Genomic DNA, 15,851 nt, shown 5'->3' with positions numbered 1-15,851 from the left:
AGAACCTCCGGCCCAGGCCTTCTGGGCATTTCTACATCCATTAAAGAATCAACCGCATATGTACTTTTCTTTCAGCCATAAAATTTCGCTTGCCGCTTTAGCCCTTGGATTGCTTTCCTTTTCAGAAACCCAGGCGCAGGCCGTAGAAGCCTCCGGACAAGCCAAGGCAGATACGCCTAAACCGCCCAAGATGGTACCCGAGATGACCGAGTTTTGGGAGCCGGAACCGCGCAAAGTCACGCCGGGCGCAAACTATGCTGCGCCCTCAGACGCCATTGTGCTGTTCAGCGGGAAAGACCTGGGAGAATGGAAGGCCAAAGCCGGCGGCGATGCCAAGTGGGAGGTGAAGAACGGCACGTTCACCGTAGGCAAAGGCGATATCTCCACCAAAAGAGAGTTCCAGGATTTCCAGCTGCACATTGAGTGGAGCGCCCCCGATGAGGTAAAAGGCACCAGCCAGGGCCGCGGCAACAGCGGTATTTTCTTGCAGGACCGCTACGAGGTACAGGTGCTGGATTCCTACAACAACCGCACGTACTCTAACGGACAGGCCGGAAGTATCTACAAGCAGCACCGTCCGCTGGTGAACGCCATGAACAAGCCCACTGAGTGGAATGTGTATGACATCATCTACACCGCGCCGCGCTTCAAAGAAGATGGTTCTTTGTTTTCGCCCGCCCGCGTAACCGTACTGCATAACGGTGTGTTGGTGCAGAACAACGTGGAGCTGAAAGGCCCCACCGAGTACATCGGCCTGCCGGAGTACAAGGCTCACGGCAAAGCACCCATCAGTCTGCAGGACCATGGCAACCCGGTGAGCTACCGCAATGTCTGGATCAGAGAACTATAGGCGGTAAGGCGGAAGCAAGGAGGTTGTAAAGTTCACTCTCTTTCAAGCCTGTTTTTGCGAAAACAAGCCTTAAACGAAGCGAATACTTCAGGAGCCTTGCGAGGATGATTTTCTAAACCCATCTTACCGGTAGTTACTGGTAAAATATGCCATTTGGTTTTAAGCTTCTTTTTTGAAAACAAGCCTGGAACAGCAACACCGTTTACAAAGCAGGGGAGGCAGCCAATAAATTTCTGGTCGGCTCCCAAGCAATTTTTTAGTACCTGTCAAGCCTTCTTAAAATGAGATTACCTGGTAAGTCACCGTTGACTATGCGAAGTACCAATGCCTCCATAAACCCTCCAACAGAGGGGCAACTGCTTGCTCCCCGTTGGTTTGGGATTGATTTCAAGAAAGCAGGCGCTTTTCGGTTGGGTGGCTTCAGCCCCTTGCTGGCCGCGGCCTGCCTTCTGGTGTGCCTTCTCTCTTCCTGCGGAAAGCGGGACGGTGACCCAAGAATCCTGGTTTTCAGCAAGACGGCCGGTTACCACCACAGCTCCATCGCTGCGGGTCAGAATGCCATCGTTGGCTTGGGGAAAGAGCACGGTTTTCAAGTGGACACCACCACCAATGCCGCCTACATCCAGGAAGACTCCCTGAAGAAATACGCCGCCGTGGTGTTCCTCAGCACCACCGGCAATGTCCTGAACCATTACCAGGAAGCCGACTTTGAGCGTTACATCCAGGCTGGCGGCGGTTTCGCCGGCGTGCACGCCGCCACCGATACCGAGTACGACTGGGGTTGGTACGGCCGCCTGGTGGGTGCGTATTTCGCCAGCCACCCAGACCAACAGGAGGCTGTTGTGCGGGTAACGGATGAGAAGCACCCGGCCACCGAGGGCCTGCCCAAGGAGTGGAAACGGAAAGATGAGTGGTACAACTTCAAAAACCTGAGCAAGCAGGTGAAGGTACTGCTCACCCTTGATGAGAAGAGCTACAAAGGCGGTACCAATGGCGGCAACCACCCCATTTCCTGGTACCATGACTTTGACGGCGGCCGCGCCTTCTACACCGGCTTGGGCCACACCGAGGAATCTTACCAAGACAAGCTTTTCCTGCAGCATCTATTGGCCGGTATTGAGTACGCCATCGGGGATAACAAGGAACTGGATTACGAAAAGGCCACTGCCTTGCGCGTGCCTGAGGAAGACCGCTTCGTGAAAAACGTACTGACGCAGGGCAAGTTTACCGAGCCCACCGAGATGACTGTTTTGCCTAACCTGGACATCCTGGTAGCCCAGCGCCGCGGCGAGCTCATGCTGTACAACCAGAGCAATGGCTCTTTAACCCAGGCGGGCTTTCTGGATGTGTACCATACCTCCAGCTCAGAAGCTAATGCAGAGGAAGGTTTGATGGGCCTGGCCAAAGATCCGGACTTCAACAAAAACAACTTTATATTCCTGTACTACAGCCCGGCAGATACATCGGTAAACCGGCTTTCCCGCTTTGTCTTCCGGAACGGGAAATTGGACATGGCCTCTGAGAAGATCGTCTTGGAACTGTATTCCCAGCGCCAGATCTGCTGCCACACCGGTGGTTCCATTGCCTTCGGGCCAGACAAATTGCTGTACCTGTCTACCGGAGACAATAGCACACCTTTTGACGAAAAAGGCCAGGCTTACACAAACCAAGGATACGCGCCTTTAGATGACCGTCAGGGCCACTTGCAGTATGATGCCCGGAGAACCTCCGGCAACACCAATGATCTGCGCGGAAAAGTGATCAGAATCAAAGTGAACGAGGATGGGTCTTATACCATACCTAAAGGAAACCTGTTCCCTAAAAACCAGGCGAAAACCAGACCGGAAATCTATACCATGGGCCACCGGAACCCGTACCGAATCTCGGTGGATCAGAAAACAGGGTTCCTGTACTGGGGCGAAGTAGGGCCAGATGCCAAAACCGATAGCCTGGCCACCAGAGGACCCAAAGGGTATGATGAAGTGAACCAGGCCCGTAAGGCCGGTAATTTCGGTTGGCCGCTTTTCGTGGCAAACAATTACGCTTACCGCAAATACGATTACGGAACGGGTACTTCCAATGGCATCTTCAATCCGGCCAAGCCCCTGAATGAGTCCCGCAACAACACCGGTTTGGTGAGCTTACCACCGGCCCAGCCCGCTTTTATCTGGTACCCGTACGATGCTTCCCCGGATTTTCCGCAGGTAGGCACGGGCGGGCGTAACGCCATGGCCGGACCAGTCTATTACACCGATCTATTCCCGGAAAATACCCGCTATGCCCAGTACTACCACGGCAAGCTCTTTATCTATGACTGGATCAGGGATTGGATTAAAGTGGTGACCATGAAAGAAAACGGGGACTTTGACAAAATGGAGCCCTTCATGGAGAATGAGAAGTTCGCGGCTATCATGGACATGGAAGTAGGGCCTGACGGCAAGCTGTACATCCTGGAATACGGAAAAGGATGGTTCACCGGAAACCCAGATGCGGCCCTCTCCAGAGTGGATTACTTGTCGGGGAACCGGCCTCCTAAGATCACGAACCTGACGGTAGACCGCCAAAGCGGGTTGCTTCCTTTCACCGTGAAAGCTACCGTAGAAGTGGCCGATCCGGAGAAAGACAATCTACGATACCTCTGGACCATCAATGGGCTTAGAAAGCTGACCGATACCCCGGAACTGGAGCATACCTTCACCCAGGCCGGAGATTATGACATCATGGTGGAAGTCACCGATACCGAGAAGGCGACCTCCGGCAGAAAAGCCGTGACCGTTTACGCCGGCAATGAGCAGCCCGATGTGTTGGTGGCTTTGCCGGGCAACCGAAGCTTCTACTTTGAGGGAACCCCAATCAGGTACCAGGTGCACGTCAACACCCCTAGTGGGCAGGTGAAGCCACAGAACCTGTTCGTGTCTGCTGAATATGTAGAAGGAAAAGACTTGGCGGGAGCCTCCATGGGGCACCAGGTGGCCTCCGCTACCTTGGTGGGCAGAACGCTCATGGAAAGCTCAGATTGCAAAGGCTGCCATAAGATAGACGAGAAGTCCATAGGGCCAGCTTACGTAGACGTTTCCAAACGTTACTTGAAAGACCCCAAGGCCACATCGCACCTTACCAATAAGATCATCAAAGGCGGCGGCGGCGTGTGGGGCGAGAATGCCATGCCAGCCCACCCAGACATGTCTGAGGCAGATGCCCGGCAGATTGTCTCCTGGATTCTTTCCCTGGCCAGCCCCACCAGCACCAAACCTTCGCTTCCGGCCAAGGGAGAGGTTGTGCCAAGGGTTGCCGAGCAGAAGAAAGAGAACACCGTCCTGAAACTAACCGCCACGTACACCCACGAGGGTGGCACGGGCCTCAAGCCTTTGATGGGTTCCAGCGCCGTTCAACTAAGAAGTAACCGGATTGATGTATCTGAATTCAAGCAGGTGAAAGGGTTCGCCAGCAAAGACTCGGCAGGCAGCAAATACCTGGTGTTCCCCTCCAGCGAAGGCTGGATCAAAGAAACCCTGGATCTTACTGACATCACCTCTATTGATCTGACGGCGGTAAACAGTGGCTACTTGGGTACTTACGCTGTGGAAGTTAGGATTGGGCAGGTTAACGGGCCGAGAATAGGAAGCGGGCGGATGGCCTTCGGTATAAAAGGGCAGATCGTGAGCACCAGTATTCCAATCAAGGTTCCTCTCAATTTGCGAACCACTGACGTGTACCTCATCTGTAAGGAAGTAAATGCCGGCGGAAACAATAGGCCGCTTTTGAAAACGGTCACCTTTACCCCGTATGGTAGAAATATAGGAGCGCCCGTGGCTTTAGGTAAAACGAAGTAAATAGAAAGTTACCTCTTCTTTGTCCTCCTGATCGGACCTTGTGAGCGAACAGCCCTACCAGTTTATGTGGTAGTTCTAGTTCGTCTGCCAGGTCTGTTCAGGAGGATAAAAGGAGGTGAATAAGTGAATTGACCTACTTATTAGTTGAGGCTTGTGACTTAAAATGGCCAGCTCTTTTTAAGGCTGATTTTCTAAAATACCGAATAAAACAGAATGATTTAGCAGAGGCTTTTGGGGGTAGTTTTATCCCTTTGAAATAAATCCTATATTCAAACAACGTCTAACCCAAGGTACCGCCATGACACATGTAACTGCAGCTAAGAGTGTGACCAATGCCGGGCATCTGGTGGAAGGCAAACCTGCTTTCACCGAGAAGAAGTACCTGGTCACGTTTGTGTTTGTCACCTCTCTTTTCATGCTCTGGGGCATTGCCATCACCATGGGCGACGTCCTGAATACCCATTTTCAGGAGGTGCTCAAAGTCTCTAAGGCGCAGTCTGGGTTGGTGCAGTTCTCCATCTTCGGGGCGTACTTCCTGATGGGCATTCCGGCGGGGCTTTTCATGAAACGCTTTGGGTACAAGATGGGCGTGCTGTTGGGGCTGTGCCTATATTCCATCGGGGCATTCTTGTTTGTACCGGCCGCGGCGGCCGAGTCGTTCAACTTCTTCCGGTTGGCACTTTTCATTCTGGGTTGCGGACTGGCCACGTTGGAAGCGGTTGCGCACCCGTTCATCGCGGCGTTAGGCGACCAGCGCACCAGCGATCAACGGCTGAATTTCGCCCAGGCCTTCAACGGATTGGGGGCGGTGATCGGGCCGGTGATTGGCGGCTACTTCCTGTTGCGTACCGGTACGCCCGGTGAATTAGACTCCGTGGAACTACTTTATACCATCATTGGGTCGGTCATTCTGCTTTTGGCCATTGTATTCGCTTTTGTGAAGGTACCTACTTTGGTGGATCCGCATGAAAGTCCTTCGCACGTTGTTCAGGCTGAAAATGGCCTGATTTCAGAAAACAAGCCTAAAAGCCTGTTTCAGAACCGGCACTTTGTGTGGGCCTGTGTGGCGCAGTTCTTCAACGTGGCGGCGCAGGGCGGTACGTGGGCGTTCTTCATCACCTATGGAAAGGAAAAGATGGGGCTTCCCGCCGAGATGGCTTCCTATTATTTCTCCCTGAGTATGGTCATGATGATGGTGGGCCGTTTTTCCGGGGCTTTCCTGATGCGCTATATTGCACCGAATAAATTACTGGCGGCTTACGCGCTGGCTTCTATCGTCATGTGCGTGGTAGTGGCGCAGGATTGGGGAACGACCTCGTTTGTAGGCTTGCTTTTGCTTAACTTCTTCTTCAGCATCATGTTCCCCACCATCTTCAGTTTGGGTTTGAAAGAAATGGGCTCAAAAACCCAGCAGGCCTCGTCCTTCATCATCATGGGCGTGGTAGGTGGCGCCGTCTTTCCGCCTTTGATGGGCATGGTGGCCGACCATGACGTGGCGGCCTCGTACTACCTGCCCATTATCTGCTATGCGGTGATTTTCCTTTTCGGGTATAAATTTTATAAACCGGCAGGGCCTTCCCGTGGGTAGCCAAAGGCAGATAGAGAGAAGTATTTTACGCCTGTTTTGCAGAAAGTAGGTCTAAAACAAGAAGGAAGTATATATTAGAAGCGATCAATCCATAACCTAACAAATATAACGAATGAACAACCAGAGACTCAGACTGGGCATGATTGGCGGGGGACAGGGAGCGTTTATTGGCGCCGTTCACCGCATCGCGGCCCGCTTGGACGGAGAATATGAACTTGTGTGCGGCGCTTTCAGCAGCAACCCAGAAAAGTCAAAAGCCAGCGGCGAACTGCTGGGTATTTCCCCGGACAGAGTGTATGGTTCTTACCAGGAGTTATACGAGAAAGAGCAGCAGCTCCCCCAGGACCAGCGCGTGCAGGTCATCAGTATTGTCACCCCCAACCACGTGCATTTTGAGCCGACCAAACTGGCTTTGGAGAGCGGTTTCCATGTGATCCTGGACAAGCCCATGACCTTCTCCCTAGAGGAGGCGCTGCAGTTGAGAGAAGTGGTGGAACGCACCGGCAATCTCTTCTGCCTCACCCACACTTATACCGGATACCCGATGGTGAAAGAAGCCCGGCAACTGGTGGCCTCGGGGAAACTGGGTAAGATCCGGAAAGTGTATGTGGAGTACCCGCAGGGATGGCTGAGCACTTTTGAGGAAGGCGGCGACAACAAGCAGGCTTCCTGGCGCACCGATCCCAAGCAGAGCGGCATCGCGGGCGCTATGGGCGACATCGGCACGCACGCCTTCAACCTGGCCGAGTACGTGTCGGGACTGGAAGTAACCCAGCTCTGTGCCGATATCAACGTGGTGGTGGAAGGCCGCCAGTTGGATGATGACGGCGCGGCGCTCCTGAAATTCAACAACGGCGCCAGCGGCGTGCTGTTCGCCACCCAGATTGCTGCCGGCGAGGAAAACAACGTGAGAATACGCGTATACGGTGAGAAAGGCGGACTGGACTGGCAGCAGGATATCGCCAATACGCTGCTGGTGAAATGGCTGGACAGACCCGCGGAGATCTACCGCACCGGCGGAGGGCACGTAGGTTCTTACGCCCAGCACAATACCCGCACCCCGGGCGGTCACCCCGAGGGCTACCTGGAGGCATTTGCCAACCTGTACCGCAACTTCGCGCTGTGCGTGAAAGCCCGCCTTACCGGCGAAGAAGCACCCGCCGAGGCGCTTGATTTCCCGGGCATTGAGGAAGGCGTGCGCGGCATGGCCTTTATTGAGCAAGTGATCGCCTCTGGGCAATCAGAAAACAAATGGATTCCATTCACCATCTAGCATAGACATGACCACTATACAAGGACCCGCTATTTTCCTGGCGCAGTTTCTAGGAGACAACCCCCCGTTCAACGATTTAGAATCTATCTGCAAGTGGGCCAAAAGCCTGGGCTTTGAAGGCGTTCAGATTCCCACCTGGGCCACCAGCTACTTTGACCTGCAGAAAGCCGCCGAAAGCAAAACCTACGCCGATGAGATCAAAGGCATGGTAGAAAGCCACGGCCTCAAAATCACCGAGCTGTCCACGCACTTACAGGGGCAGTTGGTGGCCGTGAACCCCGCCTATGACCAACTGTTCGACGGTTTCGCGCCCGAAGCCTACCGTAATAACCCCAAAGCCAGAACCGAGTGGGCCGTACAGCAATTGACGTACGCCGCGCAGGCTTCCCGCAACCTGGGACTTAATGCCAGCGCCTCGTTCAGCGGCGCCTTGCTGTGGCACACTGTGTATCCGTGGCCGCAGCGCCCCGCTGGTCTCGTAGAGGCTGGTTTCACCGAACTAGCCAAACGCTGGACGCCCATCCTGGACATTTATGACGAGCATGGGGTAGACCTTTGCTATGAGATTCACCCGGGCGAAGACTTGCATGACGGTATTTCCTATGAGATGTTCCTGGAGAAAGTGAACAACCATCCGCGGGCTTGCCTCTTGTATGATCCCTCGCACTTTGTGCTGCAGTGCCTGGATTACCTGGCCTACATTGACCACTACCATGAGCGCATCAAGATGTTCCATGTGAAGGACGCTGAGTTCAACCCAACCGGCAAGCAGGGCGTGTACGGCGGATACCAAAGCTGGATTGACCGCGCAGGCCGCTTCCGCTCGTTGGGTGACGGCCAGGTGGATTTTAAGGCTATTTTCAGCAAACTAGCCGCTTACGACTTTAAAGGCTGGGCCGTGATGGAGTGGGAGTGCGCCATCAAGCACCCTGAGGACGGAGCCCGCGAAGGCGCCGTTTTCATCAAAGACCACATCATCCGGGTGACGGAGAAAGCCTTTGATGATTTTGCCTCCACCGGCGTGAATGAGACTTTGAACAAGCAGATCCTGGGTCTGTCCTAGTTCTGCGGAGAATCCTTTTGCTCTTTATAATCCGGGGCTGAAACAGGCTTTCAGCCCCGGAAAAAGAAAGGTTACCTTTATCGACTTTAACCTCTACACCTTCTAACAAACCGATACTTATGCAAAATATTCAACGTTCAAAGCTCTTCTGGGCGAGCTGTCTGGCCCTTCTGGTGACGTCGCTGTCCTTCGGGATCAGGGCGGGTATTCTGAACCAGCTGGGAGTTGAGTTTCAATTAAATGCCTCTGAACTGAGTACCATTACCGCCACCGCGTTCTGGGGATTCCCGCTGGCCATTGTGGTGGGGGGCTTCGTGGTGGATGCTATTGGCATGAAACGCCTGCTGGTAGCGGCTTTTATCCTGCATCTGTTGGGTATCCTGCTCACCATTTTCGCTCAAGGCTACTGGACCCTGTTTCTTTCTACCTTGTGCGTGGGCCTGGCCAACGGAACGGTGGAAGCGGCCTGTAATCCTTTGGTGGCCACACTGTATCCAGAAAACAAGACCACGCGTCTCAACTATTTCCACTTGTGGTTCCCGGGTGGGGCGGTGATTGGTACCCTGCTAGTGTTCCTTTTCACCAACTTAGGCATTGGCTGGCAGTATCAGGTAGCAGTCATGCTGATCCCAACCTTGATCTACGGGTTCCTGTTCTCCAAACTTGATTTCCCGGTGACCGAGCGCGTTGCTTCCGGCTACACCACCGCCGACATGTACAAAGCTGTGTTGTCGCCGCTGTTCCTGTTCATGTTCATCTGCATGTTCGGGACCGCCATCACTGAGCTGTTTACCGGTCAATGGATTGACGTTCTCCTGAAAAACGTAACCGATAACGCGCTGCTGATTCTTACCCTTACAGCCGGTGTACAGGTACTGGGTAGAGCCTTTGCTGAACCGGTGGTGCACAAATTGAGCCCGTCGGGGGTGTTGTGCTTCTCGGCGGTATTCTCGGCGCTGGGTCTTTACTTGTTAAGCACCTTAACCGGTAACTCCATCTTCTTTGCCGCGGTGATCTTTGGGTTAGGGGTCACCTATTTCTGGCCGACCATGATTGGTTTCGTGGCCGAAAACATCCCTAAATCTGGTGCTTTAGGATTGAACCTGATCGGCGGAGCCGGAATGTTTGCCGTTTCCATCTACACTATTTTCATGGGTAATTTCTACGATGGAATCTTGGCCGACCGTTTACCAGCGGGCGCGAGTTTAGAAGAATACGTCAAGGCGGCACCGGGTACCGAAATGGCGACCGCCCTGAACAATGCCCGAAACCTAGCAGGTCCAGAGGTACTGCAAGTCACACTGGTCATTCCTATCATCTTGGCTGTCGCTTTTGGCGGGCTATTCCTTTACATGCGGTCTAGAAAAAACAAGAACGTACAGGATTCACGCTACGCTGCTGTCTAGTACAAACTAGAGACCGGCAGTTCATTCCTTTTTTACCCTGATCCCTTTGAGGCTGTTCCTAGAATGGCTTATACAAACCTTATGAAGAAGTGAAGAGGTATTTTGGGCCTGTTTTCTCAAAAACAGGCCCAAAATAGAATGCTGAGCGCAAAACACAAGTGAAGAAAGGTAACCCGCCTCAAGCATTTGCACCTTTTTGCTGACCCGCATTCTGTCAGCCCTCGAGAGAATAAATTATGAGAAGTAACCTAGTATTTTCCGCAGTAATAGTAATCCTCCTAAGTACCACCATTAGCTGGGCCCAAAGTTTAGGTTCTTTCCGGGGCTCGGTCCAGAGCCGCACCGCCGCCGGAGTTCCCGGGGCGAACGTCCGGCTCCTAAACACCAACCTGAGCACTGTCTCTGATGCCCAGGGCCAGTTCCTCCTCAACAACGTGCCCGCAGGCCATTACACCGTACAGGTAAGCGCCGTAGGTTTCGCTACCCTCACCCGCACCGTGCGGCTGCCCGAGGAAGAAAACGATCTTGTCATCCAATTAACCGAGTCCGCCGCCCAGTTAGACGAAGTGGTGGTGAGTGCCCAGAAAGTAGAGGAAGACCTGCAACGGGTTCCGGCCAGCATCACCGCCCTTACCAGCCGCCAGGTGCAGGAATACCGCCTCTGGAGCCAGCGAGACCTTACCGGCATCATCCCCAACCTGTTCTCCTCTGATCCCGGCGACAACCGTAACCTGACCTCCATCCGGGGGATTTCCACCACCTCCTATGACCCGGCCGTGGCCACCTACATTGACGGCGTCAATCAGTTCACCCTGGATACCTACCTGCCTGAGTTGCTGGATGTGGAGCGCATAGAAGTCCTGCGCGGACCGCAGGGCACTTTGTATGGCCGCAACGCAATGGGCGGAGTCATCAACATCATTACCCGCCAGCCCGGCAACACCACCAGTGGGTACGCCGCCCTTGATTTTGGGAATTACGGGCAGCAGCGCTACAGCCTGGGCATCAGAACGCCGTTGATCAAAGACAAACTGTTCCTGGGCGCCGCCGGCCTCTTCCGGAAACAGGATGGTTTCTACACCAACACCTTCAACAACACCAACTTTGACCGCCAGCAGGTATTTGTGGGCAATTACTACCTCCGCTACCTGGTCAATCCCCGCTGGAACCTTACTCTCAACGCCAAGCACTCAGCCAACCGCAACTACGGCGCCTTCCCGCTGGCCTCCAGCATTGAAGAAGCCTTGGCCAACCCCTTTGAGGTGAACCAGAACTCGGTGGGCAAGATGATTGACAACACCTTCAATGGCTCTTTCATTGTAAACCATACCGGGCCTGCCTTCAACTTCACCTCGCAAACGGCTTACCAATCCAACTACCGCATCTATAACCAACCCCTGGACGGCGACTTTTCGCCCATTGACGGGGTTTCCATTGTGAACAACTATGGCAAGGACTGGAACAAAGTGAAGGTCCTCACCCAGGAAATCAGGTTCAACTCGCCGGCTTCTACTACCTCTAACTTCCAGTGGATCGCGGGGGCGTATGGCTTCTTCCATGACAATCCGGTGAAAGTGGGTACGCACTTCGGTGAGGATGCCGAGATGGTGGGCGCGCCTTTCCCTAATTTCACCAGCATCAACATCAACGATGGCGAAAGCTACGGCGCAGCCTTCTTCGGGCAGGGAACCTACGCCCTTCGGCCCAACCTGGAGCTGACCGCCGGTTTGCGGTATGACTATGAGCACCGAAAACAAGCCATCAGAGGAGAGTTCCAACCCGATGGCGATGAGTCTATGGTGGTGCTCCCCGATACCTCTTCCACTGCCAGTTTCAAAGCGTTTTCGCCCAAGGCCAGCCTGGCGTACCACTTCAGCGAGAATTACCATCTATATGGTTCTTATAGCCGCGGCTTCCGGACGGGCGGCATCACGCAGCTTTCCTCAGACCCTTCGCAGCCGCCGCTCTTTGCCTACGACCCAGAATACAGCAACAATTATGAAATCGGGCTGAAAACGGCGTTCCTGCAGAACCGGGTAACCGCCAATTTCTCGGCGTTCTATACCCAGGTCACCGATGCGCAGGTGCCTACGTTGGTGCTGCCGGAGGCCATCATCATTACCCGCAACGTGGGCGAACTGGAAAGCAAAGGCGTTGAACTGGAACTGAACGCTACCCCGGCCAAAGGCCTGGAGGCCAGCTACAGCCTGGGCTACACCGATGCCAAATACACCAGTCTTACCGGCTCCGCCGACGGCGAGGAAGTGAACCTGGAAGGCAACAAGCAGATTTTCACCCCTGATGTTACTTCCATGCTGGCCCTGCAGTACGGCTACGGCCTGGGCGCGAACCAGAACGTGCGGCTGGTGCTGCGCGGCGAGTGGCGCTACCTGGGCAAACAGTATTTTGACCTGGCCAACCAACTGTCGCAGGACGGGTTCAGCACCTTCAACGCCCGCGTGGGGGTGCAGGCCAAACGCTACGAAGTCTTCTTCTGGGGCAGAAACCTCTCTGACGAGAAATACATTGACTATGCCTACAACTTCGGGGCGGTCCGCCTAGGCAACCCAGCCACCTACGGCGTTTCCCTGCGGGCGAATTTCTAGTGAAGTGAAGTCTTAGAGTTGGTCTAATTGGTTTGACCAAATACACCTTTCCTCCGGCGATGGGTTTTGCGCCTGATTTTGCTAAAACGGGTCCAAAACCCATCGTTGGTTCTTCAGCTTACCTAATCCCTGCACCTGTAAACGGTAGACGCAAATGTTTGAGTTGAATGGCAAAGTAGCAGTAGTAACCGGGGCCGGCAGCGGCATCGGAAGGGCCATTGCCCAGGTTTTCGCCCGTCAGGGTGCCCAGGTGCACATTCTGGAACTGCACCCCGATGCGGCTTTGGAGACAGTGGCCCAGATTGAGGACGCCGGCGGTACTGCCCAGAGCCACGCCTGCGATGTGAGCCACCAGGAGCAGGTGAAGGAAGTTTTCCAGGCCATAGGCAAGGTAGACATCCTGGTGAACAATGCCGGCATCGCGCACGTGGGCAGTCTGGAGAATACCTCTGAACAGGACCTGGACCGCATTTACCAGGTGAACGTGAAAGGCGCCTACAACTGCCTTTTGGCGGCGGTGGGTCTCATGAAAGAGCAGGGGGGCGGCGTGATTCTGAACATGGCTTCTATTGCGGCGCACGTGGGCCTGGTAGACAGGTTTGCCTATTCCATGAGCAAAGGTGCCATGGCGGCCATGACCTTATCCGTGGCGAAGGATTATCTGCCGTTCAATATCCGATGCAACAGTGTGTCGCCGGCGCGGGTGCATACGCCCTTCGTAGACGGGTTCATCGCGAAGAACTACCAAGGGCAAGAGGCCGAGATGTTTGAGAAGCTGTCCAAAACGCAGCCTATCGGCCGGATGGCCAAACCCGAAGAGGTGGCGGCCTTGGCCTTGTACCTGTGCTCAGAAGAGGCCGGCTTCATCACCGGCTGCGACTACCCCATTGACGGCGGTTTCATCAAACTTAATAGTTAAAAGCTAGCCGACTACTGTTTATGGGGAAGATTCTCTCTTGGCGAGTGTCCACGTCCTTAATGAAATAAAGATAATGAGCAATACTTGGGTAATCCTAACATGTATGGCTTTGGTATTCTTGTGCCTGATGATGTATAACAAGAACTACTTTTATAAACTTAGAAGGCCTTCAGAAAAATTGTTTGCTGAGGTAGTGGAATACCGTTGGGAGAAGGGGCCAATGAGGAATGACTATACAAAGCTCTGTTATCCATACGTCAGAATTTCTGGGAAAGAAGAGTCAAGCTTAGTCAAGTTAAGTTATGCAAATAACCACTCAGAGCCGTTTAAGATTGGTGAAGTGGTTGAAGTATTCTGGCATGAGAAAACCTTACTGTATTACCATGCTTGTGAAACAGGATTTATGAAATTCATTCCTGCCTTTAAAAAGGAATAAATGCAATCACTAGGTAAACGCCAGCTTCAGCAACCGGCCTCCTACACCTGTCTCAAAAAAACATTTTAGAGCATTCCATTTTAAGCCTGTTTTCTTTAAAATCGATCTAAAACTGAAGAGCAGAGGCTAGTTATTACGGAACTGGAAACGGCCCTGTAAAACTAAGTTGGCTCTTTCTTAACCTACAGATACATGAAGTTATTCAGATTTGGCGAACCGGGGCAAGAGCAGCCGGGAGTGATCGTAGACGGGGTTTCCTATGACGTGTCCGGCTTCGGGGAGGACTACACCGAGGGCTTTTTCCAGCACGAGGGTTTGGCGCGCCTGCAGACGTACGTGCGGGAGAACGAGGGCCGCTTGCCGGAAATCCCAGCCGGGGTGCGGCTGGGTTCCGCGATCGCGCGTCCCTCCAAGATCGTCTGCATCGGGCTCAACTACGCCGACCACGCCCGGGAGACGAACGCCGCCATCCCCAAGGAGCCCATCGTCTTCTTCAAAGCCACCACCGCGCTCTGCGGCCCCAACGACGATGTGGTCATCCCGCGCGGCGCCGAGAAGCTGGACTGGGAGGTGGAGCTGGGTGTGGTGATCGGCAAGAAGGCGAGTTACGTCTCCGAGGCCGAGGCCCTGAACTACGTGGCCGGCTACGTGCTGCACAACGACTACAGCGAGCGCGCCTTCCAGCTGGAACGCGGCGGGCAGTGGGTCAAAGGCAAGAGCAACGACACCTTCGCGCCGGTGGGGCCGTTCCTGGCCACCCCGGACGAGCTGGGCGACATTGATAACCTGCGCCTGTGGCTCACCGTGAACGGGGAGACCATGCAGGACGGCTCCACAAGTAACCTCATCTTCCACGTGCCGGCGCTGGTCTCCTACCTGAGCCAGTTCATGACCCTGCTGCCCGGCGATTTGATCTCCACCGGCACTCCGGCCGGAGTGGGCCTGGGCATGAACCCGCAGGTTTACCTGAAGCCCGGCGACGTGGTGGAGCTGGGCATCGAGGGCTTGGGTACGTCCCGGCAGACGGTGAGAGCCTATGCCCAGGATTGACGCCCACCAGCATTTCTGGCACTATGACCCGGTGCGCGACTCCTGGATCACGGAGGAAATGCAGGTAATCCGCCGGGATTTCCTGCCCTCAGACCTGCAGCTTGTTCTGGAAAGAAACGGCTTTGACGGCTGTGTGCTGGTGCAGGCCAGTGAGGACAATGACTTCCTGCTGGAGATCGCCGCCCAACATGAGTTTGTGCGCGGCGTGGTAGGTTGGGTGGATTTCCTGGAAGAGCGGGTAGGGGAGAAGCTGGCGTTTTACAGCCAGTTTGAGAAGATGAAAGGCTTCCGCTACATCCTGCAAAGCGCCGAGGACCGGGCTTTGATGTTGCAGCCGGCGTTCAGGCGCGGCATCCGGAAACTGCAGCCCTACGGCTACACCTATGACCTCCTCATCTACCCAGATCAGTTAGCCTACACCCGGGAATTAATAGAAGCTTTCCCGGACCAACCCTTCGTGCTGGACCACCTGGCCAAGCCCAACATCAAACAGGGTCAATTCAAGGAATGGCAGAAGGAGATCAAAGCCTTCGCCGAGCACGAAAATGTGTCCTGCAAAATCTCCGGCCTGGTGACCGAGGCGGACTGGCATGGTTGGCAGAAGAGCGACTTCCGGCCTTACTTGGATACGGTGGTGGAGACTTTCGGGGTGGAGCGGCTGATGTACGGTTCTGACTGGCCGGTGTGCCTGGTGGCCGGCGCCTACGAGGAGGTGCTGGGTCTGGTAGAGGAGTATTTCGCCGGGTTCAGCCAGACAGAGCAGGCGCTGATTTTCGGGGATAATGCGGCCCGTTTTTACAGATTGAGTTCCTAAACGTTTAAAGCCA

11 protein-coding genes are annotated in these 15,851 nt (G+C 54.4%); all 11 read left to right on the top strand.

What is annotated here, in order from left to right; genetic code table 11:
* The first annotated feature begins 58 nt into the window (after positions 1-58).
* The 11 genes from FOA19_RS00580 to FOA19_RS00525 all read left to right on the top strand — a co-directional run bounded on the left by FOA19_RS00580 (position 59) and on the right by FOA19_RS00525 (position 15,838).
* Positions 59-850 (top strand): 3-keto-disaccharide hydrolase, encoded by a 792-nt coding sequence (locus FOA19_RS00580; RefSeq protein ID WP_149088861.1) that lies wholly within the window; start codon positions 59-61, stop codon positions 848-850.
* A gap of 311 nt (positions 851-1,161) precedes the next feature.
* Complete coding sequence (locus tag FOA19_RS00570; RefSeq protein ID WP_149088859.1) at positions 1,162-4,683, top strand: ThuA domain-containing protein; 3,522 nt, start codon at positions 1,162-1,164, stop codon at positions 4,681-4,683.
* 298 nt (positions 4,684-4,981) lie between these two features.
* Positions 4,982-6,271 (top strand): sugar MFS transporter, encoded by a 1,290-nt coding sequence (locus FOA19_RS00565; protein WP_149088858.1) that lies wholly within the window; start codon positions 4,982-4,984, stop codon positions 6,269-6,271.
* Between the two features lie 112 nt (positions 6,272-6,383).
* Positions 6,384-7,544, top strand: a complete 1,161-nt coding sequence (locus FOA19_RS00560) for a Gfo/Idh/MocA family protein (protein ID WP_149088857.1) — start codon at positions 6,384-6,386, stop codon at positions 7,542-7,544.
* A gap of 7 nt (positions 7,545-7,551) precedes the next feature.
* Positions 7,552-8,607, top strand: coding sequence for a sugar phosphate isomerase/epimerase family protein (locus FOA19_RS00555; protein WP_149088856.1), 1,056 nt, complete (start codon positions 7,552-7,554; stop codon positions 8,605-8,607).
* A 119-nt stretch (positions 8,608-8,726) separates the two neighbouring features.
* Complete coding sequence (locus FOA19_RS00550; protein ID WP_149088855.1) at positions 8,727-10,013, top strand: MFS transporter; 1,287 nt, start codon at positions 8,727-8,729, stop codon at positions 10,011-10,013.
* 236 nt (positions 10,014-10,249) lie between these two features.
* The gene (locus tag FOA19_RS00545; RefSeq protein ID WP_149088854.1) at positions 10,250-12,619 is read left to right on the top strand and encodes a TonB-dependent receptor; all 2,370 of its coding nucleotides are present in this window, start codon (positions 10,250-10,252) and stop codon (positions 12,617-12,619) included.
* A gap of 154 nt (positions 12,620-12,773) precedes the next feature.
* Positions 12,774-13,538, top strand: a complete 765-nt coding sequence (locus tag FOA19_RS00540) for an SDR family NAD(P)-dependent oxidoreductase (protein WP_149088853.1) — start codon at positions 12,774-12,776, stop codon at positions 13,536-13,538.
* A gap of 103 nt (positions 13,539-13,641) precedes the next feature.
* Positions 13,642-13,974 carry a hypothetical protein gene (locus FOA19_RS00535; RefSeq protein WP_149088852.1) on the top strand — a complete coding sequence of 111 codons (333 nt, stop codon included), beginning with the start codon at positions 13,642-13,644 and terminating at the stop codon, positions 13,972-13,974.
* A 192-nt stretch (positions 13,975-14,166) separates the two neighbouring features.
* On the top strand, positions 14,167-15,024 hold the full coding sequence (locus FOA19_RS00530; protein WP_149088851.1) for a fumarylacetoacetate hydrolase family protein: 858 nt from the start codon (positions 14,167-14,169) through the stop codon (positions 15,022-15,024).
* On the top strand, positions 15,011-15,838 hold the full coding sequence (locus FOA19_RS00525) for an amidohydrolase family protein (RefSeq protein WP_149088850.1): 828 nt from the start codon (positions 15,011-15,013) through the stop codon (positions 15,836-15,838). The genes FOA19_RS00530 and FOA19_RS00525 overlap by 14 nt, the downstream gene beginning before the upstream one ends.
* The last annotated feature ends 13 nt before the right edge of the window (positions 15,839-15,851 follow it).

This window comes from Rufibacter hautae, from assembly GCF_008271695.1.
GTDB classification, from domain to species: Bacteria; Bacteroidota; Bacteroidia; order Cytophagales; family Hymenobacteraceae; genus Nibribacter; species Nibribacter hautae.
The sequence above is the reverse complement of the archived record's forward strand: the minus strand, read 5'-3'. Positions and strand labels throughout refer to the sequence as shown.